The 22,296-nt window shown below is 70.0% G+C and carries 18 protein-coding genes; 3 read left to right on the top strand and 15 right to left on the bottom strand.

Going from position 1 to position 22,296, the window contains the following annotated elements:
• Positions 1-9: 9 nt before the first annotated feature.
• The 11 genes from E6C64_RS03750 to E6C64_RS03800 all read right to left on the bottom strand — a co-directional run bounded on the left by E6C64_RS03750 (position 10) and on the right by E6C64_RS03800 (position 13,069).
• Positions 10-1,083 carry a UDP-N-acetylglucosamine--N-acetylmuramyl-(pentapeptide) pyrophosphoryl-undecaprenol N-acetylglucosamine transferase gene (locus E6C64_RS03750; RefSeq protein WP_136426243.1) on the bottom strand — a complete coding sequence of 358 codons (1,074 nt, stop codon included), beginning with the start codon at positions 1,081-1,083 and terminating at the stop codon, positions 10-12.
• Positions 1,080-2,435 carry an FtsW/RodA/SpoVE family cell cycle protein gene (locus tag E6C64_RS03755; protein WP_136426244.1) on the bottom strand — a complete coding sequence of 452 codons (1,356 nt, stop codon included), beginning with the start codon at positions 2,433-2,435 and terminating at the stop codon, positions 1,080-1,082. The genes E6C64_RS03750 and E6C64_RS03755 overlap by 4 nt, the downstream gene beginning before the upstream one ends.
• A gap of 88 nt (positions 2,436-2,523) precedes the next feature.
• On the bottom strand, positions 2,524-4,035 hold the full coding sequence (gene murD / locus E6C64_RS03760; protein ID WP_136426245.1) for a UDP-N-acetylmuramoyl-L-alanine--D-glutamate ligase: 1,512 nt from the start codon (positions 4,033-4,035) through the stop codon (positions 2,524-2,526).
• Positions 4,019-5,128, bottom strand: coding sequence for a phospho-N-acetylmuramoyl-pentapeptide-transferase (gene mraY, locus E6C64_RS03765; RefSeq protein ID WP_136426246.1), 1,110 nt, complete (start codon positions 5,126-5,128; stop codon positions 4,019-4,021). The genes murD and mraY overlap by 17 nt, the downstream gene beginning before the upstream one ends.
• The gene (locus E6C64_RS03770; RefSeq protein WP_136426247.1) at positions 5,113-6,534 is read right to left on the bottom strand and encodes a UDP-N-acetylmuramoyl-tripeptide--D-alanyl-D-alanine ligase; all 1,422 of its coding nucleotides are present in this window, start codon (positions 6,532-6,534) and stop codon (positions 5,113-5,115) included. The genes mraY and E6C64_RS03770 overlap by 16 nt, the downstream gene beginning before the upstream one ends.
• Positions 6,531-8,096, bottom strand: coding sequence for a Mur ligase family protein (locus E6C64_RS03775; RefSeq protein WP_233255437.1), 1,566 nt, complete (start codon positions 8,094-8,096; stop codon positions 6,531-6,533). The genes E6C64_RS03770 and E6C64_RS03775 overlap by 4 nt, the downstream gene beginning before the upstream one ends.
• On the bottom strand, positions 8,093-9,913 hold the full coding sequence (locus E6C64_RS03780) for a peptidoglycan D,D-transpeptidase FtsI family protein (protein WP_136426249.1): 1,821 nt from the start codon (positions 9,911-9,913) through the stop codon (positions 8,093-8,095). Before E6C64_RS03780 ends, E6C64_RS03775 begins: the two co-directional genes overlap by 4 nt.
• Positions 9,914-10,102: 189 nt before the next feature.
• A complete protein-coding gene (gene ftsL / locus E6C64_RS03785; RefSeq protein WP_136426250.1) occupies positions 10,103-10,702 on the bottom strand; it encodes a cell division protein FtsL in 600 nt (199 codons plus the stop codon).
• Positions 10,699-11,781: a 16S rRNA (cytosine(1402)-N(4))-methyltransferase RsmH gene (rsmH, locus tag E6C64_RS03790; RefSeq protein WP_136426251.1), complete on the bottom strand. Its 1,083-nt coding sequence runs from the start codon at positions 11,779-11,781 to the stop codon at positions 10,699-10,701. Before rsmH ends, ftsL begins: the two co-directional genes overlap by 4 nt.
• Positions 11,782-11,910: 129 nt before the next feature.
• Complete coding sequence (gene mraZ, locus E6C64_RS03795; protein ID WP_136426252.1) at positions 11,911-12,342, bottom strand: division/cell wall cluster transcriptional repressor MraZ; 432 nt, start codon at positions 12,340-12,342, stop codon at positions 11,911-11,913.
• 331 nt (positions 12,343-12,673) lie between these two features.
• Positions 12,674-13,069, bottom strand: coding sequence for an SCO2097 family morphological protein (locus tag E6C64_RS03800; protein ID WP_136426253.1), 396 nt, complete (start codon positions 13,067-13,069; stop codon positions 12,674-12,676).
• 91 nt (positions 13,070-13,160) lie between these two features.
• On the opposite strand from E6C64_RS03800, the gene E6C64_RS03805 reads away from it, so the two are divergent.
• Positions 13,161-14,285, top strand: coding sequence for a polyprenyl synthetase family protein (locus E6C64_RS03805; RefSeq protein ID WP_136426254.1), 1,125 nt, complete (start codon positions 13,161-13,163; stop codon positions 14,283-14,285).
• 221 nt (positions 14,286-14,506) lie between these two features.
• Here the strand turns inward: E6C64_RS03805 and E6C64_RS03810 are convergent, their stop codons facing one another.
• On the bottom strand, positions 14,507-14,848 hold the full coding sequence (locus E6C64_RS03810; protein WP_136426255.1) for an Rv2175c family DNA-binding protein: 342 nt from the start codon (positions 14,846-14,848) through the stop codon (positions 14,507-14,509).
• Between the two features lie 130 nt (positions 14,849-14,978).
• Between E6C64_RS03810 and pknB the strand changes: the two genes are divergently transcribed.
• Positions 14,979-16,931, top strand: a complete 1,953-nt coding sequence (pknB, locus tag E6C64_RS03815) for a Stk1 family PASTA domain-containing Ser/Thr kinase (protein ID WP_136426256.1) — start codon at positions 14,979-14,981, stop codon at positions 16,929-16,931.
• 118 nt (positions 16,932-17,049) lie between these two features.
• Here the strand turns inward: pknB and E6C64_RS03820 are convergent, their stop codons facing one another.
• The 3 genes from E6C64_RS03820 to E6C64_RS03830 form a co-directional block, all read right to left on the bottom strand.
• The gene (locus E6C64_RS03820; protein ID WP_136426257.1) at positions 17,050-18,417 is read right to left on the bottom strand and encodes a class II 3-deoxy-7-phosphoheptulonate synthase; all 1,368 of its coding nucleotides are present in this window, start codon (positions 18,415-18,417) and stop codon (positions 17,050-17,052) included.
• A gap of 100 nt (positions 18,418-18,517) precedes the next feature.
• Positions 18,518-19,264, bottom strand: a complete 747-nt coding sequence (locus E6C64_RS03825; protein WP_136426258.1) for a lysophospholipid acyltransferase family protein — start codon at positions 19,262-19,264, stop codon at positions 18,518-18,520.
• 53 nt (positions 19,265-19,317) lie between these two features.
• Complete coding sequence (locus E6C64_RS03830) at positions 19,318-20,301, bottom strand: ROK family glucokinase (protein ID WP_136426259.1); 984 nt, start codon at positions 20,299-20,301, stop codon at positions 19,318-19,320.
• A gap of 114 nt (positions 20,302-20,415) precedes the next feature.
• On the opposite strand from E6C64_RS03830, the gene E6C64_RS03835 reads away from it, so the two are divergent.
• The gene (locus E6C64_RS03835) at positions 20,416-22,254 is read left to right on the top strand and encodes an AMP-dependent synthetase/ligase (RefSeq protein ID WP_438941832.1); all 1,839 of its coding nucleotides are present in this window, start codon (positions 20,416-20,418) and stop codon (positions 22,252-22,254) included.
• Positions 22,255-22,296: the final 42 nt, after the last annotated feature.

Here is a 22,296-nt window from a genome sequence, read left to right on the forward strand (position 1 = left end):
TCGAGTGCATCAGCCGACCCGCGCGCTCTGGGCGAGGTCGGTCATCCGGTCCGCGCCGTCGAGCACACCGACCGATTCCGCGGCGCGGGCCATCGCGGCGATCCGGGGCCGATCGGCGAGCAGGGGCACGAGGGTGCTGTCGACCCAGCCGGGCAGGAAGGCCGCGTCGTCGACGATCACTCCCCCGCCCGCATCGATGACTCCGCGGGCGTTGAAGCGCTGCTCGCCGTTGCCGACGGGGTAGGGCACGTAGACGGCGGCGATGCCGAGCGCGGTCAGCTCGCTCACCGTGGCGGCTCCCGCTCGGGAGACCGCGGCGTCGGCGGCGGAGAGCGCGAGCTCCATCCGGTCGCAGTAGTCGAGCATCCGATAGTGCGGGAGATTCGGATCGCTCACCTCTGACTTGCCGCCGACGATGTGCAGGACGCTCCAGCCGGCCGCGAGCAGCGCAGCGGCGGAGCCGACGACCGTCGCGTTGATCCGACGGGCGCCGAGCGATCCGCCGGTGACGAGCAGCACGGGGCGTTCGGGGTCGAGCCCGAAGTACTCCAGCGCCTCGGCCCTGCTCGCGGCGCGGTCGAGGGTCTCGATCTCGCGGCGAAGCGGCATCCCGACGACCTGTGCGCCTCGCAGCGGCGTTCCGGGGAACGCGACTCCGACGGCCGCGGTGAGCCGGCTGCCGAGGCGGTTGGCGATCCCCGGCTTGGCATTGGCCTCGTGCAGCGCGAGCGGAACGCGGGCGCGACGAGCGGCGAGATAGCCGGGAGCGGCCGCGTAGCCGCCGAAGCCGACGACGCGTTCGACGCCGCGCGCGGTGATCGTCTCGGTGACCGCGGCGACCGTGCGCTGGAAGGCGGGCGCGAAGCGCAGCGCTGCCCCGTTCGGCCGTCGGGGGAACGGAAGACGCGGGATCACGACCAGCTCGTAGCCGCGCGCCGGAACGAGGCGCGACTCGAGTCCCTCCTGGGTCCCGAGCACCAGCACGGTGTCCTCGGGAGCGCGGCGGCGGATGGTGTCCGCCACGGCGAGGAGCGGATTGACATGCCCGGCGGTTCCCCCGCCGGCGAGGAGCCAGGTGGTCATCGGCGACCGCCCGGGATCGGTCCGGACGCGCGGAGAGCGCCGCCCGCACCGGGCAGGGGCAGGTCGTCGAGCCTGCTCGGCAGCCGGCGCGCGAAGGACAGCGCGATCCCGATGGCGACCATGGTGGACACCAGTGACGACCCTCCTGATGAGATGAGCGGGAGCGGCACGCCCAGCACCGGGAAGATGCCGAGGACCACTCCGATGTTGAGCAGGGCCTGGGTGAGCACCCAGCCCATGATCCCGCCGGTGGCGACGCGCGCGAAGCCGTCGGACGTGCCGCCGATCGTCCGCACGAACCCGACCGCGAGCACGACGAAGAGGGCGAGCACGACGACCGCGCCGATGAGGCCGAGCTCCTCGCCGATCACCGCGAAGATGAAGTCGTTGTCGGCCTCGGGCAGCCAGGACCACTTGGCCTTCGAGTTGCCGAGCCCGACGCCGAGCACTCCCCCGGCTGCGAGGGCCCACTGGCCGTGGATGACCTGCCAGCAGGTGTCGAGGTAGTCGGCCGAATTGGAGCAGCCGTTGAGCCACGAGTCGATGCGCTTGATCCGGGATTCGCTCAGCCGCGAGAAGATCACCGCGAGCGCGCCGGCCGCGACGAGAGCGGTGGCGAGATAGCGCTTGCGCACCCCGGCGATGAGCAGGGCGCTGAAGGTGATCGCCATCATGACGATGACGGTGCCGAGGTCCTTGCCCGCCAGGACCAATCCGATCAGGACCAGCACGGGCGAGATCCTGATCAGCAGCTTGACGGGTCCGTGCGGGCGCTGCTGGTGCCAGGCCAGGGTGGAGGCGAGCCAGAGGATGATAGCGAGCTTCGCGAACTCCGAGGGCTGGACGTCGGTGACGCCGAGCGAGAGCCAGTTGCGGTTGCCGCCGTAGCCGAAGCCGAGCGGGGTGAAGACGAGCAGCTGGAAGATCATGGCGACGAGCATCGCGAAGGGGGCGATCCGGCGGTACAGCAGGGTGGGCGCTCGGGACGCGATGAGCATGAGCGGCAGTCCGAGTGCCGCGGCCATGCCCTGCGTGAGGACGGCTGCGAAGAAGGTGTTGCCGCTGGCGAGCGATTCGACCGATGACGAGGACAGCACCATCACGAGGCCGAACGCCACGAGGAAGAGGGTCGTGCCGCCCAGCAGGACGTAGGTGCTGGAGTCCGCGGCCAGAGCGGCGGGCAGTGCGATCCTGGCGCGGAAGCCCGCGGGTCGCGCGTCGACGTCCGACGTCTCGCGATCCGTCGAGGACTCCGGACCGACCGTCGACAGCTGCACGTCTCGGATGCCGGGCGTCTGCAGGTCCGGCCCATCGGGACGGGCCCGAGGCGGCGCGGGAGGAGTGCGGGTCATGCGCTGCCTCTCCTGGATCTTCTGGCCGAGCCGAAGCGGATCGGATGGGCTCCGGCGAGCGGACTCGGGCCGGACCCAGCCCGGCGGGTCAGGCCAGCAGGTCTCGAACGGCTGCCGCGAACCGGCTGCCCCGGTCGCCGTAGTCGGTGAACTGGTCCATCGAAGCGGCTGCTGGGGCGAGCAGGACCACGTCGCCGGTCTGGGCGACACCGGCCGCCAGACGGGCGACGGTCGGCATGATCGATTCAGTCTGACCCGCCTCGACTTCGAGGAGGGGCACGTCGGGCGCGTGTCGCGCGAACGCCTCGAGCACCGGAGCGCGGTCGACGCCGATCACGATCGCGGCGCGCAGCCGCTCCTTGCGGGCCGCCACCATCGCGCCGATGTCGACGCCCTTGAGCAGTCCGCCCACCACCCAGACGACGGAGGGGAAGGCCCCGAGAGAGGCATCCGCGGCGTGCGCGTTCGTCGCCTTGGAGTCGTCGATCCAGCGGATCCCGTCGCGCTCCGCGACCAGCTCGATCCGATGCGGGTCCAGGGAGAAGGCGGCCAGCGCATCGCGGATCACGAGAGGGGCGACGTCGAGCGAACGGGCGAGCGCGCTCGCGGCGAGGATGTTCGCGACCACGTGCGGCGCGCCGAGGCCCGCGTCGCGGAGCTCGTGCACGGTGGTCAGCTCGAAGGCGGTGTTCATCCGGTCCTCGAGGAAGGCGCGGTCGCAGAGGATGCCGTCGACGATGCCGAACTCGCTGCGTCCGGGCGGGCCGAGGCTGAATCCGATCGCCCGCGCACCATCGACGACATCGGCGTCCTCGACCATCCGCATGGTCGCCGGATCGGAGATGTTGTAGACGCAGGCGACCTTGGTGCCCTCGTAGACCTTGGCCTTCGCCGCCGCGTAGGCGTCGGCGGAGCCGTGCCAGTCGAGGTGGTCGTCGGCGATGTTGAGGCAGACGCTGGCCCACGGGGCCACCCGCCCCGGGCCGGGCTCCATCCAGTGCAGCTGGTAGCTGGAGAGCTCGACCACGAGCACGTCGAAGCCGCTGGGGTCGCGCACGACGTCGAGGACGGGGATGCCGATGTTGCCGCAGGCGGCGGCGCGGCGGCCGTCCGCGCGGAGCATCGCGACGGTGAGCCCGACGGTCGTGGTCTTGCCGTTGGTCCCGGTCACCAGGACCCACTCGGCGGGCTCGCCCGTCTGCTCGCGCACGACCTTGTCGCGCACCCGCCAGGCGAGCTCGATGTCGCCCCAGATCGCGACGCCCCGATCGACCGCGAGAGCGAGCAGCGGGTGGTCGGGGTGATAGCCGGGCGAGACGACGACGAGGTCGGGCCCGAAGTCCTCGAAGGCGTCTGGCCCGGTCGCGCCGTCGGGATCGAGCACGAGGGAGCCGCCGATCACCTCGAGCAGCCGCGTGCGTTCGGGAGTGGCACGATCGGCGATCACGAGCACCTCGCAGCCGAGCTCGACGAGGGTGTCGGCGACCGAGAACCCGGTCATCCCGAGTCCGAGCACGACCACGCGCAGCCCTGCCCAGTCCGCGCGCCAGCTGGTCAGGCCGTCCAGTCGGTGCGCAGCCTGATCAGGCTGCGGGACCACGGCTCAGCCACTCCAGGTAGAAGGCACCGACGCCGGCAGCCACGAGCAGGCCGGCGATGATCCAGAAGCGCACCACCACCGTCACCTCCGCCCAGCCCTTGAGCTCGAAGTGATGATGCAGCGGACTCATCAGGAAGATGCGTTTGCCTCGGCTGATCTTGAAGTAGGCCCGCTGCAGGATCACGGAGCCGGCGACGATGACGAACAGGCCGCCGATCGGGATGAGCAGGAGCTCGGTGCGGCTGAGCACCGCGAGGGAGGCGAGGGCGCCGCCCAGGCCGAGCGAGCCGGTGTCGCCCAGGAAGATCTGAGCGGGCGACGTGTTCCACCAGAGGAAGCCGATCAGCGCGCCAACGATCGCCGCCGCCACGATCGCGAGGTCGAGCGGATCCCGCACGAAGTACGCCTTGAAGACGACGTCGGGATCGAGGTTCTCGGAGAAGCGGTACTGGTTGTTCTGCCAGAAGCCGATCACGATGTACGACCCGATGGCGAAGATCGACGATCCGGCGGCCAGGCCGTCGAGGCCGTCGGCGATGTTGACGCCGTTCGAGGTGCTCGTGGTGATCGCGGCGATCCAGATGACGTAGACGACCACGCCGGCGATCGCGCCGAAGAGGAGCACGAAGTCGAACCGAGTGTCCCGGAACAGTGAGATCGCGGTGCTCGCCGGAGTGAGCCCGTCATCGTTCGGGAACTGCAGGGCGAGCAGCGCGAAGGCCGTCGCGACGATCACCTGACCGGCGATCTTCGCCCAGCCGCCGAGGCCGAGGCTGCGCTGATTGCGGGTCTTCAGGAAGTCGTCGATGAAGCCGACGAGACCGAGCCCGACCATCATGAACAGCACCAGCAGGCCCGAGATCTGGATGCTCTCGCCGGCGGTCAGGTTGCCGACGAAGTAGCCGATCACCGTCGCGAGGATGACGACCAGTCCGCCCATGGTCGGCGTGCCGTGCTTGGCGTGGTGGGTGACGGGTCCGTCGTCGCGGATGAACTGTCCCCAGTGCAACCGCTTGAAGATCCGGATGAAGACGGGGGTCATGAACAGCGAGAACGCCAGAGCGACGGTCCCCGCGGTCAGAAGCGCCTGCACGAGGCCAATTCTCCCAGTCGGTCGCCGAGAAAGCGGAGCCGCGCCGAGTTCGACGATTTCACCAGGACGGTGTCGCCGGATCGGAGCGTCTGCTCGAGCAGCTCGTAGGCCTCGTCGGGCGTCTCGACCCAGACGGATTCGCCGTCCCACGAGCCCTGCGCCTCGGCGGCGAGCTGCAGGCGCTTGGCTCCCGTGCCGACGACGACGAGCTGGTCGATGTTGAGGCGCACGGCGAGGAGCCCGATCCGGTCGTGCTCCTCACCCGACAGCTCGCCGAGCTCGCTCATCTCTCCGAGCACGGCGACGGCGCGTCCCTGACCGCGGGTGATCTGAGCCAGCGTCTTGAGCGCCGCGGCCATGGAGTCGGGGCTCGCGTTGTACGCGTCGTTGATGACGGTCACGTCGAGGCCCTGGAGCACCTCCATCCGCCAGCGCTCGGCGCGGGTGACGCTCTCGAGCCCGGCCACGATGTCGTCCCCCGGCACGCCCAGCGCCCAGGTCGCGGCAGCGGCCGCCAGCGCATTGGTGACGTGGTGCTCGCCCAGCACGCCGAAGCGGACGGGCCGCGGCTCGTCGTCCGGGAGCAGCAGAGTGAAGCTCGTGCCCGTCGCATCGGATTCAACGTCGTCCGCCCGCACCTGAGCCGCGGCGCTGCGGCCGAAGGTGAGCACCCGCGCCGAGGTCGCGGCCGCCATCCCTGCGACACGGGAGTCGTCGAGGTTGATCACGGCGACGTCCTCGGGCAGCAGATCCTGGACCATCTCGGTCTTGGCCCGCAGAGTCGACTCGATGCCGCCGAACTCGCCGGCGTGGGCGAGGCCGACGGTGAGCACGATGCCGACATCGGGGCGGACCATCCGGATGAGCCGGCTGATCTCGCCGATCCCACTGGCGCCCATCTCGGCGGCCAGGAAGTCGGTCTGCTCGGTGACCTTCAGCATGGTGAGCGGAGCGCCCACCTCGTTGTTGAACGACTCGCGCGCCGACACCGTCTCGCCGCGGCGCTCGAGGATCGTCTTCAGCAGGTTCTTGGTCGTCGTCTTGCCGTTGGATCCCGTGACCGCGACGACCTTGAGCCGGCCGAGAGCACGGACCCGCGCCACGACGAAGGTCGCGAGGGCGCCGAGGGCGGCGACCGCGTCGGGCACCACGATCTGCGGCACGGGCAGGTCGAGCTCGCGCTCGACGATCAGCAGCGCCGCGCCGTTCGAGACGGCCGCGTCGGCGAAGAGGTGCCCGTCGGTGACCTCGCCGGGCTTGGCGACGAAGATCCCTCCGGGCACCATCTCGCGGGAGTCGGTGTCCACGGGGCCGTCGACGATCGTCTCAGTGGTCGCGTCGGAGCCCGACGGGAGGAATCTGCCCGAGACGGCGTCCGCGATCTCGGCGAGGGTCAGCGCGATCACGAGTCGGTGTCCCAGCCCGCTTCGCGCAGCGCCAGCCGCGCGTCATCCCGTGCCGAGTACTCGTACTTCACGCCTTCGATCTCCTGATAGTCCTCGTGCCCCGGTCCCGCGTAGAGGATCGAGTCCCCCGGTGCCGCCAGCGACACCGCATGCCGCAGCGCGGTGCGGGGATCGGGGATCTCGTAGAGCTCCCCGTCGGGCACCGCACGCCGGGCCGCCCTCACGAGGGTGGCACGGATCGCCGCCGGGTCCTCGTAGCGCGGATGGAAGTCGGTCACGACGACGACGTCGGCGCCGCGGGCGGCGATGCTGCCCATGTCGTCCCGCTTGGTCTTGTCCCTGTCGCCGTCCGCGCCGAACACCATGATGATCCGGCCCGGCGTGAGCGCACGGAGTGCGTCGAGGGTGTTGAGGAACGCGTCGGGCGTGTGCCCGTAGTCAATGTAGACCGCGGGTCCCTGCTCGCCCGAGACGCGTTCGGCGCGGCCCGGGATGTAGACGTCGATGCCGCCGTCGCGCTGCAGGGCGTGATCGATGGCGGCGAGCTCGAAGCCGCCCTCGACGAGCATCACGAGCGCCAGTGCGGCGTTCGCGGCCATGTACCAGCCGAACAGCGGAATGGTCGTGGTGAGGCTCTGGCCGCCGGGGCCGGTGATGGTGAACTCGGTCTCGAGGCGGTCCTCGTGCCCGACGGTGAGGGTCCAGTCGGCAGCGCCGTTCGCGGCGCCGACCGTCGACGACGGCCCGCCGGATGCCAGCGTGGTGACCGGGATGCGCGACTCGTCGGCGATCCGTCGGCCCCAGGTGGTGTCGATGGAGACGACGGCCCGGCGGGCGCGATCCGGATCGAAGAGCACCTGCTTGGCGGCGAAGTACTCCTCCATGTCGGCGTAGTCGTCGAGATGGTCGTGACTGAGGTTGGTGAAGCCGGCGACGTCGAAGACGATGCCGTCGACGCGGGCGCGGCTCATGGCCTGCGCGGACACCTCGATGGCGGCCGCCCGCACCTCCGACTCGCGCATCCGGGCGAGCAGGGCGTGCAGCTCGGTGGCCTCTGGGGTGGTGAGTCCGCTGGTGACCGCGTGGTCGCCGACGCGGCGCTCGGCGGTCGAGCTCAGCCCGGTGCTCACGCCGAGCTGGCGGAGCACGGCGTCGAGCAGGTAGACGACGCTCGTCTTGCCGTTGGTGCCGGTGACCGCGAAGAGCAGCGGCGGCCGCTCGGTGCTGCGGTAGACCCACGCCGAGATGTCGCCGAGGGCGGCGCGGGGGTCGGCGGTGACGACGATGGGAAGCCCGCTTGCGGCCGCGAACTCCACTCCCGCCTCGTCGGTGAGCACCGCGACGGCGCCCGACTCTCGGGCCCGCTCGGCGAAGCTCGCGCCGTGCACGCGGGCGCCCTTGAGTCCGACGTACAGGTCGCCGGGCGCGACGTCACGGGAGTCGATCGTGACGCCGGTGACCTCGAGGTCGTCGACATCGCCGTCGGCGGACAGTCCGAAGTCGTCGACCAGCCGGGCCAGCGAACGCGGCACCGGGTGCTCGGGGCGGAGGGTTGCGGTCACCAGTCGGTGTCGATGTCCGGCGAGCTGGAACCGGACGGGATCACCTGGAACTGCTTGAGCACCTGTGCCATCACCTCCCGGAAGATCGGCGCGGTCGCGCCTGAGTTGTTCATCCTAACCGGGTCGCCGAGGCTGACCGAGACGACGTACTGGGGGTCCTCCGCGGGCGCGAGGCCGGCGAGCGAGACGTTGAAGGTGTCCGCGTAGTCGCCGTTGCCGTCGGAGTGCTGGGCGGTGCCGGTCTTGGTGGCGATGCGGTAGCCGGGGATGGCGATGCGGCTGGCGAGCCAGCCCTTGGTGGCCACGTTCTCGAGCATGTCGACCGTCTCGCGGGCCGCCTGCGGGGACACGACCTGGCTGCCGGCGGTCGCCGGGGCGTCCGTGATCGTGCCGTCCGCGGCCCGGCAGCCGGAGACGAGGGAGACCGGCATCCGCACTCCCCCGTTGCCAATGGCCTGGTAGATGCTGGCGGTCTGGATGGCCGTGGTCGTGAGGCCCTGGCCGAAGGTCGTGGCGTAATCGGTCTGCGCGTTCCAGTCGGGAGCGTTGTCGCCGAGGTAGCCGGGCTCCTCGCCCGGGAAGCCGACCTCCGAGGTCGTGCCGAGGTGGAAGGCGGTCATGTAGTCCAGGCGCTGCTGCGGGCTGAGCAGCTGTCCGAGGCGCGACATGCCGGTGTTGCTCGACTCCTTGAGCACGCCGGTGAGGGTGAGCCTCCAGGTGCCGTGCGATTCGGAGTCGTTGATGTCGACGCCGTCGTCGGTGATCCGGTACGGCGCCAGGACGTGGCTCAAGGGGGTCGCCTGGCCCGAATCGATCAGCGAGGCCGCCGTCAGGGTCTTGAAGGTGGACCCCGGTTCGAACGGCGCGGTGAAGGCCCGGGATCCGGCATCCGATGCCGCGGTCGCGTCGACGTTGTTGGGGTCGACGGAGGGATAGTCCGCGACGGCGAGCAGCTTGCCGGTGCGGACCTCCTGCACGACGACTGTGCCCCAGCCGGCGCCGTACTCCTGCGCGTACTTCGCCAGGGTCTGCTGGACGAACCACTGCAGATCCGCGTCGATGGTGAGCACGACGTCGCTGCCGTCGACGGCGGCGACCGTCTCGACGGTGCTGCCCGGGATGCGCACCCCGTCCTCGCTGCGCTCGTACGTCTCGGTGCCGTCCGACGCGGCGAGGCACGAGTCCTCCGAGAGCTCGACGCCCGCCTGCGCCTCGTTGGCTGCGCCGACGTAGCCGACGAGGTTGCCCGCGACCGCCCCGTCGGGGTAGGTGCGGGCGGGATGGGCCTCGTAGTAGACCCACGGGATGTCGAGCGCCTTGATGGCCTCGAAGGTCTCCACGTCGACCTGCTTGACGACGTAGGCGTAGTCCGCCGCCGAGTCGGCGGCGACCGCATCGGTGAGCGCGGCGACGATGTCGTCGGGATTCTGGCCGGTGATCGCGGCGATCCGCGTCGCGTCGGCCCGCGTCTCGGCGAGCTTGGCTGCGGCGATCTCGGGCGTCGCGCTCGGACCGACCGCGGCCTTGGGCGACGCGGTGATGTCATAGCGGAGCACGCTGTGGGCGAGCACGACCCCGGTGGCGTCGTAGATGTCGCCGCGCATGCCGAGGATCTTCAGCGGGACGGAGCGGTTGTCCTCCGCCGCGGCGTTGAGGGTCTGCGCCTGGACCACCTGCAGGTCGAACAGGCGAACGGCGAACAGGCCGACGAAGAGGGCGATGAGGACCATCGCCATGGCGGCCCGCCGCCGCACGGAGCGGCGTCCGGTGCTCCCGCCACCTGTGCGGCCGGGAGTACGACCGCGTGAGATCGCCATGCCCGATCCCCCCGATCGTCCGTCCGCCGCAGCTGGCGGCCGTTCCACGGTACCGGCGGGCTCTCCAGCGGCCGGGAACCGGGATGGGGTGTCGAGAAGGGGGCGTCAGCGGCTCGCATCGCTCGCCGAGCCACCATCAGCCTCGCCACCGTCGGCCTCGCCACCGTCTGGGGCGCCGGTGCGCTCGCGCTACTGCCCGGTGACCAGCGGGATGCCGGTGAGCAGCTCGTTGGGCACCTGGGAGCCGGCGGCGCCGATGGCGCCCGTCCCGGGGGCCGCCGCGGTCGGGGTGCCGATGACGGCGCCATCCGACATCCGGAGCCAGACGGGGTTGGTGTTCTGCACCATGCCCAGCGACTCGGCGTTCGCGGCGAGGTTCTGCGGAGAGGAGAGCGTGCCGAGCTCCTCGGTCAGCGCTTGGATCGAGCGGGCCTGCGACTTCTGATCCGACATCAGCCGGTTGATCGTGTAGGCGCCGTCGGACAGGGCGATGCTCATCATCAGCTGCGAGAGCATGACGACCCCGAGGCCGGCCACGATGACGGCGGCGTAGAAGACCTTGGGTCGCGCGCGGCGGTTGGCGCGTGCGGCGACGATCGAGATGCGTCGGATGGGCTGCACGAACGGATCGAGCAGCGTGTCCAGGCCGGGCAGATCGACCGCGACTCCGGAGGCGACGGAGGCGGACGCCGATGCAGGCCCGGATGCCGATGCTCCGAGAGCCGGCCCGGTCTGACCGAATGCGCCGAGCGGCCGACGGACGGGCGAGTAGGCGACGCTGCTGCTCATGATGCTCTCTCGGGTCTCGGCGGGCGGGCGGGTCGGCGGCCGCGGGCGGAATCCGTGGAGCGCGCGTCGGGGCGGGAGTCGGAGCGTGAGTCCGAGCGCCGTTCGGAACCGCGTTCCGGAATGCGCAGCCGTTCGGCGGCACGCAGCCGGACCGGGGTGGCACGCGGATTCTCGGCCATCTCCTGCTCGGTGGCGCGGCCCGCGCCGCGGACGAGCAGGCTGAACTCCGGCCGGTGCTCGGGCAGCTCGACGGGCAGGCCGGCGGGTGCTGTCGAGGACGAGCGGCGCTGGAGCTCCTGCTTGACGATGCGGTCTTCGAGCGACTGGTAGGCGAGCACGACGATCCGGCCGCCGATCGCGAGGGAGTCGAGGGCCGCGGGAACGGCCGCCTCGAGGGCGGCCAGCTCGCCGTTGACCTCGATGCGGAGCGCCTGGAATACCCGCTTGGCGGGATGTCCGGCGCGCTGCACGGCGGCGGGCGTGGCGTCGGCGATGAGCTGGACGAAGTCCGCAGAGCGGGTGAAGGGACGCTCCGCGCGACGCTGGACGATCTTGCGGGCGTAGCGACCCGCCAGCTTCTCCTCGCCGTACTCCTGGAAGATCCGGCGCAGCTCGAACTCGCTGTACTCGGCGATGATCTCTGCTGCGGTGATGCCGCGGGTGGTGTCCATCCGCATGTCGAGCGGGGCGTCCTTGGAGTAGGCGAAGCCGCGCTCGGCGAGGTCGAGCTGCATCGAGGAGACGCCGAGGTCGAGCAGGATGCCGGCCACTCCGTCGGGGGCGTGCTCGGCGGCGATCTCGCCGATCTCGTCGTAGACGGCGTGCACGCCGATGAATCGGTCACCGAAGGGCGCGAGCCGGGCGCGGGAGAGCTCGAGGGCGCTGGTGTCGCGGTCGATGCCGACGAGGCGGGCGTCCGGGAAGCGGCTGAGCATCGCTTCGGAATGGCCGCCCAGGCCGAGGGTTCCATCGATCAGGACCGGGACGATGCCGGTGGCTGCGATGCGCTCGATGCCGGGCGCCAGCAGCTCGAGCGTGCGCTCGAGCAGGACAGGGGTGTGCTGCGGAGTCTCTTCCATGATCTCCAGGATCCCTCTCGCTCGATCCCCATCCGCTCGATCGACTTGACACCGGGGAAGTGTGTCAAGGCGATCGATCGGCTGGAGGTCGTGCGAGAGGGCGAAGGCCGTGCGCATCCTGCGCGTGGCCTAGAAAAGTCCCGGAATCACCTCCTCCGCGGTGTTCGAGAAGTCCTCCTCGTTGGCGGTCACGTAGGCATCCCATGCCTGCGCGTCCCAGATCTCTGCGCGGTTGCCCGCTCCGATCACGACGAGGTCGCGATCGAGTCCCGCGTACGAGCGGAGGCTCTGCGGGATGGTCATGCGGTTCTGGCGGTCGGGCTGCTCCGACTGCGCTCCGGAGAGGAGCAGACGGAGGAAGTCGCGGCCCTGCTTGCTGCCGACGGGCACCCTGCGGATTCCATCGGCGAACGTCTCGAATTCGGTCTCGCTGAACACGTAGACGCAGCGCTCCTGGCCACGCGTCATGACGACGCCGCCTTCGAACTCATCGCGGAACTTGGCGGGAAGGATGATGCGGCCCTTCTCGTCGAGCTTCGGGGTGTAGGTGCCGAGCAACATCCAGCGCCATCCCCTCCGCGGTGCCTGTGCGGGCCACCGATCCCTGGTGCCCCAACTCCCTCCACTTTACTCCACTGCGGTCCACCCACCATAGCGGGCGTACCCCCCGAGGGCGGGTCAGGCACGATGTGGCGCGCCGCGTCGCCCGGAAATCCGCGGAACTGCCCCGCCGTATTGCGGGGAGCGAAGTGGAGCGCGGGAATGCACCGATGCCGGATCGACAGACCGCGGCAGGCGATGACGTCGCGGAAAACGGTCGTTAAATGACGAACAGCCGACCCGAAGGTCGGCTGTTCGTCGAAGAGTGGTGCGAAGTGGAGTGGGCTCCCGGCTAGCGCAGGCCGCCACCCTGGCGCTTGTCCCAGCGCTCGTTGAGGCGATCCATGAACGAGGAGGACGACTTCGACCGACGTCCGGCGGGCGCGGGGCCCGATCCGGGGCGCAGGTGGTGCGGAGTGGAGGACTTGCGCGGCGAGCCGATGGCCACGAGGACGCCGGCGAACATCAGCGCGAAGCCCAGGACGCCGATGAACGGCTGGCGGAACACGACACCTGCCACGAGCACGACGACGCCGCCGACAGCGAGCAGGATGCCCGAGACCAGGGACGTGTAGCTCATCCGACCTCGCGCTGCACCTCCTACAGACGCGACGAAGTCCGCGTCGTTCTGGTAGAGGCTTCGCTCCATTTCATCCAGAAGACGCTGTTCCTGCTCAGAGAGCGGCATGTCCTGCTCCTCACCGTCGGCGTTGTTGCCGGTGTTCGGGCCCGTGGTAGAGCCAAATTGTAGCCGCCTGGCCGTGGCTAGGCTAGGCAGTGTGATCGAGAGCGCCCGCCTGGTCGACCTGGTCCAGTCGAGACTGGATCGATTGATCGATGACCGCTCTCTGATTCTTTCCGGAATCGCGGAGGAGGTCGCCCCGTTCGGGGCCTTTTCGCGGCAGTTTCTCAGAGGTGGCAAGCGGTTCAGAGCGCTGTTCGCCTACTGGGGCTGGCAGGGGGTCCGCGGGGCGTCGTTCGATCCGATGCCCGAGCTCGGGAACGGTCCGTCGGAGGTCGAGCTGGAGGGCATCGTCTCGCTCGCCAGCGCGATCGAGGTCTTCCACGCCGCGGCCCTCGTGCACGACGATCTGATCGACAGCTCAGACACCCGGCGGGGTGCGCCGTCGGCGCATCGCCGCTTCGAGAGACTGCATCAAGAGAGCAGATGGGCCGGCGATCCCGTCTCCTTCGGCACGGCGGCCGCGATCCTGTTCGGCGACCTGCTGCTCACCTGGAGCGACGACCTGATGACGGAGGGCCTGCTCTACACCGATGACCGGGATGCAGCCTTCGCCGCTCGCGCCGAGTGGGAGCAGATGCGGATCGACGTCACCGCGGGCCAGTACCTCGACCTCGTCGAGGAGCGCGCCTGGCCGACCGTCGACGACGAGGACGCCCTCCCCCGCGCCCAGCGGGTGATCCTCTACAAGTCCGCCAAGTACTCCGTGGAGGCGCCGCTCGTGCTCGGTGCCTCGCTCGGCGGAGGGACCGACCATCAGATCGACTCGCTGCGCCAGTTCGGTGTGCCGCTCGGCATCGCCTTCCAGCTGCGCGACGACCTGCTCGGCGTCTTCGGCGACGCGGCGATCACCGGGAAGCCGTCGGGCGACGACCTCCGTGAGGGCAAGCGGACCGTGCTGATCACCCTCGCCCGCACCGCCATGCCGACTACGTCCCGCCACCTGATGGACGAGCTGCTCGGCGATCGGGAGCTCGAGGAGGACCAGATCGCGCTGCTGCAGGAGAGCATCCACCGCAGCGGCGCCGTCGAGAAGGTCGAGCGGATGATCGAGGACAACGTGCTTCGCGCGTCCCTCGCCCTGGAACGCGCCCCGCTGACCGCACCGGCCAAGGCGCAGCTGGCGTCCCTCATGCGCGCCGCCACCGACCGCGCCTCCTGAGGTCCGCGGCGGGCCCGATACTGCAGCCTGGTGGGTCGTGCGGGTCGCCCTGGGTAAGTGGTTGCGTCCAAGGCGGCTGGGGATGGCGTGAGTGCCGGGTCGGGCAGCGTCAGTCGGGCCGGTCACCACGCGTAGATGCGGACACCACGCGGAGCTGCGGACAAAACGCGTCCGGGTGCCAGCGCGTTTTGTCCCTGCGGGCGCGTTGCGCGCCGCGGGACTCAGGCGAGGGCCTGGGCGACCCTTCTGACCTCGGCCTTGCGGCCCGCGCGCAGGGCATCGACCGGCGTCGCGCCGCCCAGGCTGTCCTCCGCGGAGAGCAGCCAGTCGACCGCCTCATCGTCGGAGAAGCCGTTGTCGCCGAGCAGGATGATCGTGCCCCGCAGGTCCTGGAGGGGCCCCTCGTCGTCGAGGAACTCCACAGGAACGCGGAGCACCCCGTCGATGCGGAGACCGATCAGATGTCGTTCCTCGAGCAGCCGACGGACTTTGCCGATCGGAAGGGAGAATCTCTCGGCGAGGTCGGGAAGGGTGACCCATTCGCGGTCTTTGGGCGAACTCACGCCACAACAATGCCATGAACCGGGAACTCTCGATGCATCCGCGTGCCTGACCACCCCCATACGGGCTGCCGGGCATCTCAACGCGGCGTGCCGGGGGTCGGTGTCCGAGGGGGCTTCGTACACTCATCAGGTGAGCACGAGCCAGATCGACCCCATGGTCGGCCGCCTCGTTGACGGGCGGTACCAGATCCGTGCCCGCATCGCTCGCGGCGGCATGGCAACGGTGTACCTCGCCACCGATCTGCGGCTCGAGCGCCGGGTCGCCATCAAGGTGATGCACGGCCACCTCGCCGACGACGCCGCCTTCCGCGACCGCTTCATCCAGGAGGCCCGGTCCGCCGCCCGCCTCTCGCACCCGAACGTCGTCAACGTCTTCGACCAGGGCCAGGACTCCGACATGGCCTACCTGGTCATGGAGTACCTGCAGGGCATCACTCTGCGCGACCTGCTCAAGGAGTACGGCAAGCTCACGCCCGAGCAGACCATGGACATCATGGAGTCCGTGCTCGCCGGCCTCGCCGCCGCGCACAAGGCCGGCATCGTGCATCGCGACCTCAAGCCCGAGAACGTCCTGCTGGCCGACGACGGGCGCATCAAGATCGGCGACTTCGGTCTCGCCCGCGCCGCGACGGCCAACACCGCGAGCGGCCAGGCACTGCTCGGCACGATCGCCTACCTCTCCCCCGAGCTCGTGACCCGCGGCATCGCCGACACCCGCAGCGACATCTACGCCGTCGGCATCATGATGTTCGAGATGCTCGTCGGCGACCAGCCGTTCAAGGGCGACCAGCCCGTGCAGATCGCCTACCAGCACGCGAACGACTCCGTGCCGATGCCGAGCAGCAAGAACCACGCCGTCCCCGCCGCGCTCGACGAGCTGGTGCTCTGGGCGACAGCGCGCGACCCCGAGCACCGGCCGCGCGACGCTCGCGCGATGCTCGACCAGCTCTTCGAGACCCAGAACGTCATCCGCGAAGGCCGTCCCACCGGCCCCGCGACGGGTCGCACCTCGGTCATCCCCTCCGGCGCCGCCGCGAGCACCGGAAGCATCGCGGCGCAGGCCGCCGAGACCAACGTCCTCACCCGCAGCAGGCGGACCGGGCCGATCGCCCTCGAGACCGCCAACCGGCTCGCGACCGAGACCCACCGCGGGAAGCGGCGCGGCTTCTGGCTGTTCGGCCTCGTCCTCGTGCTCGTCGGCGCGGCCGTCGGCACCGGCTGGTACTTCGGCTCGGGCCCCGGGGCCATGCTCACCGTCTCGTCCGTCTCCGGAAGCACGGTGGAGGCGGCGACGACCGAGCTGACCGAGGCCGGCTTCACCGTGAGCACGGAGCAGCAGCAGGCCTTCGACTATCAGGTGCCCGCAGGCTCCGTCTCGAGCACCGATCCACCCGCCGGCAGCAGCGGCGCCCGCGACTCGGTGATCACCCTCATCGTGTCCAAGGGCCCCGAGCCGCTTCCCGTGCCCACCGTCGTCGGCCAGTCCGAGGACGCCGCGAACAAGTCGCTCGCCGCGGACTTCTCCGTCGGCGAGTCGATCAAGCAGTTCGATTCGAGCGCCGCGGGCACCGTCCTGCAGATCCTCGACGCGCAGGGAACGACCGATGTGCCGGGCGGATCCAACTACGCCGACCACGGCACGCTGCGGCTCCGCGTCTCGCTCGGCCCCGTGCCGGATGTCGCCGGCCTGCCGGTCGCGGAGGCGATCCAGAAGCTCGCGGCGGTGGGCATCACCGCCACCGAGCGCACCCGCCAGTTCGACGACAGCGGAGATGTGCTCTCCGGCAACGTGATCTCGATGGACGACCCCGTCGACGCCGACGGCAACCCGGTCGTCCTCACCGACGGCGGATCGGTCACCCTCGTCGTCTCGAAGGGCCAGGACCTGGTCGTCGTCCCGGCGGTCGTCGGCACCCCGTGGGTGACCGCCAAGCAGGCGCTTATCGACGCGGGACTGGAGCCGAGCTACCAGACCGCCGCCGACAGCCTGACGAATGTGCAGGTCGCGAGCGTCGATCCGGGCGAGGGCGAGTCCGTGCTCCGCGGCTCGACCGTCACGGTCACCCTCACCGCCACTCTCTAATCCCCGAGGGCCTCGATACGGGCGTGAACGCCCTACCCGACCACCGAGTATCCGAGGGCCTCGATACGGGCGTGAACGCCCTACTCGACCACCGAAGGATCCGCCGTGCGGAGCGGGGTCAGGCGGAGAGCTCCTCGGCGACCAGGAAGGCGAGCTCGAGGCTCTGCATGTGATTGAGCCGCGGGTCGCAGAGGCTCTCGTAGCGCGTCGCGAGGGTCGCCTCGTCGATGTGCTCCGATCCGCCGAGGCACTCGGTGACATCGTCGCCGGTGAGCTCCACGTGCAGCCCGCCCGGGTGGGTGCCGACCGCGCGATGCGCCTCGAAGAAGCCCTTGACCTCGTCGACGATGTCGTCGAAGCGCCGGGTCTTGTAGCCCGTCGGCGTGGTGACGCCGTTGCCATGCATCGGATCGGTGATCCAAAGCGGGGTCGCGTCGAGCGTCTTGACATGCTCGAGCAGCGGCGGCAACGCGTCGCGCACCTTGCCCGCGCCCATCCGGGCGATGAAGGTCAGGCGACCCGGCTCGCGGTCGGGGTCGAGCTTGTCGATGAGCCGCTCCATCGTCTCGGGCGTCGTCGATGGGCCGAGCTTGACTCCGATGGGGTTGCGGATGCGGGAGAAGAAGTCGACGTGCGCGCCATCGAGATCGCGGGTGCGCTCGCCGATCCAGAGGAAGTGCGCCGACGTGTCGACCGGGGTCCCGTTGCGTGAGTCGATCCGGGTCATCGGACGCTCGTAGTCCATCAGCAGGCCCTCGTGCGCGGTGTAGAACTCCACGCGCTTCAGCTCGTCGAAGTCGGCACCGGCCGCCTCCATGAAGCGGATGGCGCGGTCGATGTCGCGGGCGAGACCCTCGTAGCGGGCATTGGCGGGATTGGCGGCGAAGCCCTTGTTCCAGCTGTGCACCTCCTTGAGGCTCGCGAATCCGCCCTGGGTGAAGGCGCGGACGAGATTGAGGGTGCTGGCCGCCGTGTGGTAGCCCTTGACCAGCCGGCCGGGGTCGGCGGCGCGCGACTCCGGGGTGAAGTCGTAGCCGTTGACGTGATCCCCGCGGTAGGCGGGGAGGGTGATCTCGCCCCGGGTCTCCGTGTTCGAGGAGCGGGGCTTGGCGAACTGGCCGGCCATCCGCCCCATCTTCACCACGGGCACCGAGGCGCCGTAGGTCAGCACCACGGCCATCTGCAGGATGGTCTTCACCCGCTCGCGGATCTGGGCAGCTGTCGCGCCGGCGAAGGTCTCGGCGCAGTCGCCGCCCTGCAGCACGAACGCCTGCCCTGCGGCCGCTGCGGCGAGCCGGTTGCGCAGCTGATCGGCCTCACCGGCGAAGATCAGCGGCGGCAGGACGGAGAGCTCCTCCGATGCGGCGGCCAGCGCGGTGCCGTCGCCCCAGTCGGGCTGCTGCTTGATGGGGAGCGTCCGCCAGTGGTCGAGTCCGGCGAGGACCTCGGGGCTGGCTGAGACGATCGATTCGGTGGGCTGGGCCACGGTGGTCCTAACGGTGGGACCCGGTGTCGGGTCCTGACGGATGGTGCTGACCGGAGATCGCGTCAGCGGGTGCTCTTTGAGCCTGGATCGGGGTGCTGCGTCAGCGAGCGGTCGGTCCGCTGGAGGAGGCGGCCTTCGTGGCCGCCGCTCCCTTCGCCGTCGCGCCCTTCGGCGTCCCCTTCACAGAAGAGGCGTAGACGTCCACGTATTCCTGGCCGCTCAGCTTGGCGAGCTCGTACATGATCTCGTCGGTGATGGAGCGGAGGATGAAGCGGTCGCCCTCGAGCCCGGCGAAGCGTGAGAAATCTAGTGGCTTGCCGATGACCATGCCAACCCGGCGGACCTTGGGGATCTTGCTGCCGACGGGCATGGCCTTCTCCGTGTCCATCATCGCGACGGGGATCACGGGCACCTGGCCCTCGAGGATCATCCGCGCGACGCCGGTGCGACCGCGATACAGCTTGCCGTCGCCGGAGCGCGTCCCCTCGGGATAGATGCCGAGCAGCTCGCCGCGCGCGAGCACCGCGAGCCCTGTGTCGAGAGCCGCCTCGGAGGCCCGGCCGCCGGAGCGGTCGATGGGCAGCTGCCCGGTGCCGAGCATGAAGGTGCGGATCGCCCAGCCCTTGATCCCCTTGCCCGTGAAGTACTCGGACTTCGCGAGGAAGGAGATCCGACGCTTGAGCTCGAGCGGCAGGACGATCGAGTCCATGAAGGAGAGGTGATTGCTCGCGAGGATCGCGGCGCCCTTCTTGGGCACGTTCTCCTGGCCGACCACCCACGCGTTGAACGTCCGCTTGACGAACGGCCCGACGAGGATGTTCTTCAGCACCCAGTAGAAGACCAGCATCGCGCCAGCCTACGGGAGCGCGCACTCCGAGGGGTGGCTCGGAGCGGTGCGGGTCAGAGGACCTGGCCGCCCGAGTAGGCGTCGGGGTCGCCCGGCACGGTGAAGTGGGCGCGGGCGAGGTCGGCGGCGCCCACCACGCCGGCGTCGTTGACGAGCTCCGCGATCCGGAACTCGGGCTCGGGGTGATAGCCGCGCGCCGGCAGCACGTTGAGATAGGCGGCGCGGATGGGGTCGAGCAGCAGGTCGCCGGCCTGCGCGACACCTCCGCCGAAGACGAACACCTGAGGGTCGAGCACGGCGGCGAGACTGGCGCACGCCTCTCCGAGCCAACCGCCGAGCGTCCGCAGCGCGGCGAGGGCTCCCGGATCGCCCTCCTGGATGAGGGCGCTGACGGCGGATCCCGTGAGCACCTCGTCCCGCTCGCGGGCGGCAGCGAGGCCCAGTCCGATCCCGCCGGCGTCGGCGATCTCGCCCGCCATCCGCAGCAGTGCCCGGCCGGAGCCGTACTGCTCGATGCAGCCGTGCGCGCCGCAGCCGCAGGGCAGTCCGCCGGGCACGACGCGCATGTGACCGAGCTCGGCCGCGGCGCCGAACCCTCCGCGGAACAGGCGGTCCTGGTGCACGATCGCTCCGCCCACCCCGGTGCCGATGGTGAGCATGACCATGTCGCTCGAGAGGCGGCCTGCGCCGAACCGGAACTCAGCCCATCCGGCGGCGTTCGCGTCGTTCTCGATGATGATCGGCAGGTGCAGGCGCGCTTCGAGCTTCTCGCGGAAGGGCTCGTGCCGCCAGGCGATGTTCGGTGCGTAGTAGACGAGCGACTGGCTCGCGTCGATGAAGCCGGCGGCTGCGACTCCCACGGCGGCGATCTGCCGGTCGGCGCTCAGCCGCTGCACCATCGCGACCACGGCATCCTCGAGCAGCGCGCTGTCTCCCGCGGGAGTCGGCACGCGGTCCTCCATCAGGATGGCCCCGAGCTCATCGACGACTGCTCCGGCGATCTTCGTTCCGCCGATATCGATCCCGATCGCTTGCACGCGACGAGCCTAACCTCCTGATGGGCGCTGAGAATGCTTCCTGCGCCCTCCGGACGCGAGGGATGCTCGCACGGTAGACTCGGTGCACCGTTATCCGGTTACGAAGGAGTCGCCGTGCGCCAGATCGACGCGCCCACCATGACCGCAGAGACGCCGTCCGCCAACGCGACGGATCTCCTGCTCGACCGGGTCGCCGCGACTCCCGACTGCGTGCTGTTCGGCATCCAGAAGGGCGACGTCTGGGAGGACGTCACCGCGCGCGACTATCTCGAGCAGGTCCGAGCCCTCGCCAAGGGCTTCATCGCCGCGGGCATCAAGCCCGGCGACAAGATCGGCCTGATGGCGCGCACGCGCTACGAGTGGACGCTGATCGACTTCGCCGCCTGGTTCGCCGGAGCCCTGGTCGTGCCGGTCTACGAGACCTCCTCCCCCTGGCAGGTGCAGTGGAACCTCAGCGACTCCGGGGCGATCGCGATCTTCGTGGAGGGCCCCGACCAGTTCGCCCGGTTCGATGAGGTGCACCCCGAGCTCCCCGACGTCACGCACGTCTGGCAGATCGATCGCGGCGACATCGCGAAGCTCTCCCAGTCGGGCACGGGGATCACGGATGAGGTGCTCGAGGAGCGCCGCACCTCGGCCACCGAGGCCGACATCGCCACCATCATCTACACGTCCGGCACGACGGGCACGCCCAAGGGCTGCGTGCTCACCCATCGCAACTTCGTCGAGCTGAGCCGCAACGCCGCGGCCGCCATCCCTGAGGTCGTGAACACGAACTCGGCGACGCTGCTGTTCATCCCGACGGCGCACATCTTCGCCCGGTTCATCGCGGTGCTCAGCGTGCACGGCGGCGTCAAGGTCGGCCACCAGCCCGACACCACCAAGCTGGTCGAGTCGCTGGGCTCGTTCCACCCGACCTTCCTGCTCGCGGTGCCCCGGGTGTTCGAGAAGGTCTACAACTCCGCCGAGCAGAAGGCGGCGGCCGGCGGCAAGAGCAAGATCTTCAACCAGGCCGTCGACGTCGCCATCGCCCACTCCAAGGCGCTCGATGCCGGCTCGGTGCCCCTGGGCCTGCGGATCAAGTTCGCGGTCTTCGATCGCCTCGTCTACAGCAAGCTCAAGGCGACGCTCGGCGGCCGGGTCTCGTTCGCCGTGTCCGGATCCGCGCCGCTCGGCGAGCGGCTCGGGCACTTCTACCGCAGCCTCAACGTGAAGATCCTCGAGGGCTACGGCCTCACCGAGACCACGGCGCCCATGACGGTCGGCCGGCCGAGCAGCTTCAAGATCGGCAGCGTGGGTCCCGCGCTGCCGGGCGTCTCCATCCGGATCACCGACGACGGCGAGATCGAGACGAAGGGCATCAACCTCTTCCGCGAGTACTGGAAGAACGAGAAGGCCACCGCCGAGGCGTTCGACGGCGAGTGGTTCAAGACCGGCGACATCGGCGAGTTCGACTCCGACGGCCACCTCAAGATCACCGGTCGGCGCAAGGAGCTCATCGTCACCGCCGGCGGCAAGAACGTCTCCCCCGCCGCGCTCGAGGACCCGATCCGCGCCAACCCGATCGTCGGCCAGGTCGTCGTCATCGGCGACCAGAAGCCGTTCATCGCCGCTCTGGTGACGCTCGATCCCGAGATGCTGCCCACCTGGCTCAAGAACAACGGCCACGACGGATCGATGTCGCTCGAGAAGGCGGCGAAGGATCCGGCGGTGCTCGCCGAGATCCAGCGCGCCGTCGACCTGGCCAACAGCCACGTCTCCCGCGCGGAGTCGATCCGCAAGTTCGCTCTGCTGCCGGTCGAGCTGACGGAGGCGAGCGGGCACCTCACGCCGACGCTGAAGACGAAGCGCCACGTTATCGTGAAGGACTTCGCGACTGAGATCGACGCGCTCTACAGCGGCCACAAGGACGACGACAAGCCCGCCAAGCCCGAGGCAGCCGCCGCCCACTGACCGCGACGCCGCGGACTCAACGCGACGCTGCGGACAAAACGC

The sequence above is a fragment of the Naasia lichenicola genome (assembly GCF_004801885.1).
In the GTDB taxonomy this organism is placed as follows: Bacteria; Actinomycetota; Actinomycetes; order Actinomycetales; family Microbacteriaceae; genus Naasia; species Naasia lichenicola.

What these genes read in the sequence shown, in the direction of transcription:
- E6C64_RS03750 (WP_136426243.1), bottom strand. Translation starts at nt 1,083, where the DNA reads ATGACCACCTGGCTCCTCGCCGGCGGGGGAACCGCCGGGCATGTCAAT.
- E6C64_RS03755 (WP_136426244.1), bottom strand. Translation starts at nt 2,435, where the DNA reads ATGACCCGCACTCCTCCCGCGCCGCCTCGGGCCCGTCCCGATGGGCCG.
- E6C64_RS03780 (WP_136426249.1), bottom strand. Translation starts at nt 9,913, where the DNA reads ATGGCGATCTCACGCGGTCGTACTCCCGGCCGCACAGGTGGCGGGAGC.
- ftsL (WP_136426250.1), bottom strand. Translation starts at nt 10,702, where the DNA reads ATGAGCAGCAGCGTCGCCTACTCGCCCGTCCGTCGGCCGCTCGGCGCA.
- rsmH (WP_136426251.1), bottom strand. Translation starts at nt 11,781, where the DNA reads ATGGAAGAGACTCCGCAGCACACCCCTGTCCTGCTCGAGCGCACGCTC.
- mraZ (WP_136426252.1), bottom strand. Translation starts at nt 12,342, where the DNA reads ATGTTGCTCGGCACCTACACCCCGAAGCTCGACGAGAAGGGCCGCATC.
- E6C64_RS03800 (WP_136426253.1), bottom strand. Translation starts at nt 13,069, where the DNA reads ATGCCGCTCTCTGAGCAGGAACAGCGTCTTCTGGATGAAATGGAGCGA.
- E6C64_RS03825 (WP_136426258.1), bottom strand. Translation starts at nt 19,264, where the DNA reads ATGCTGGTCTTCTACTGGGTGCTGAAGAACATCCTCGTCGGGCCGTTC.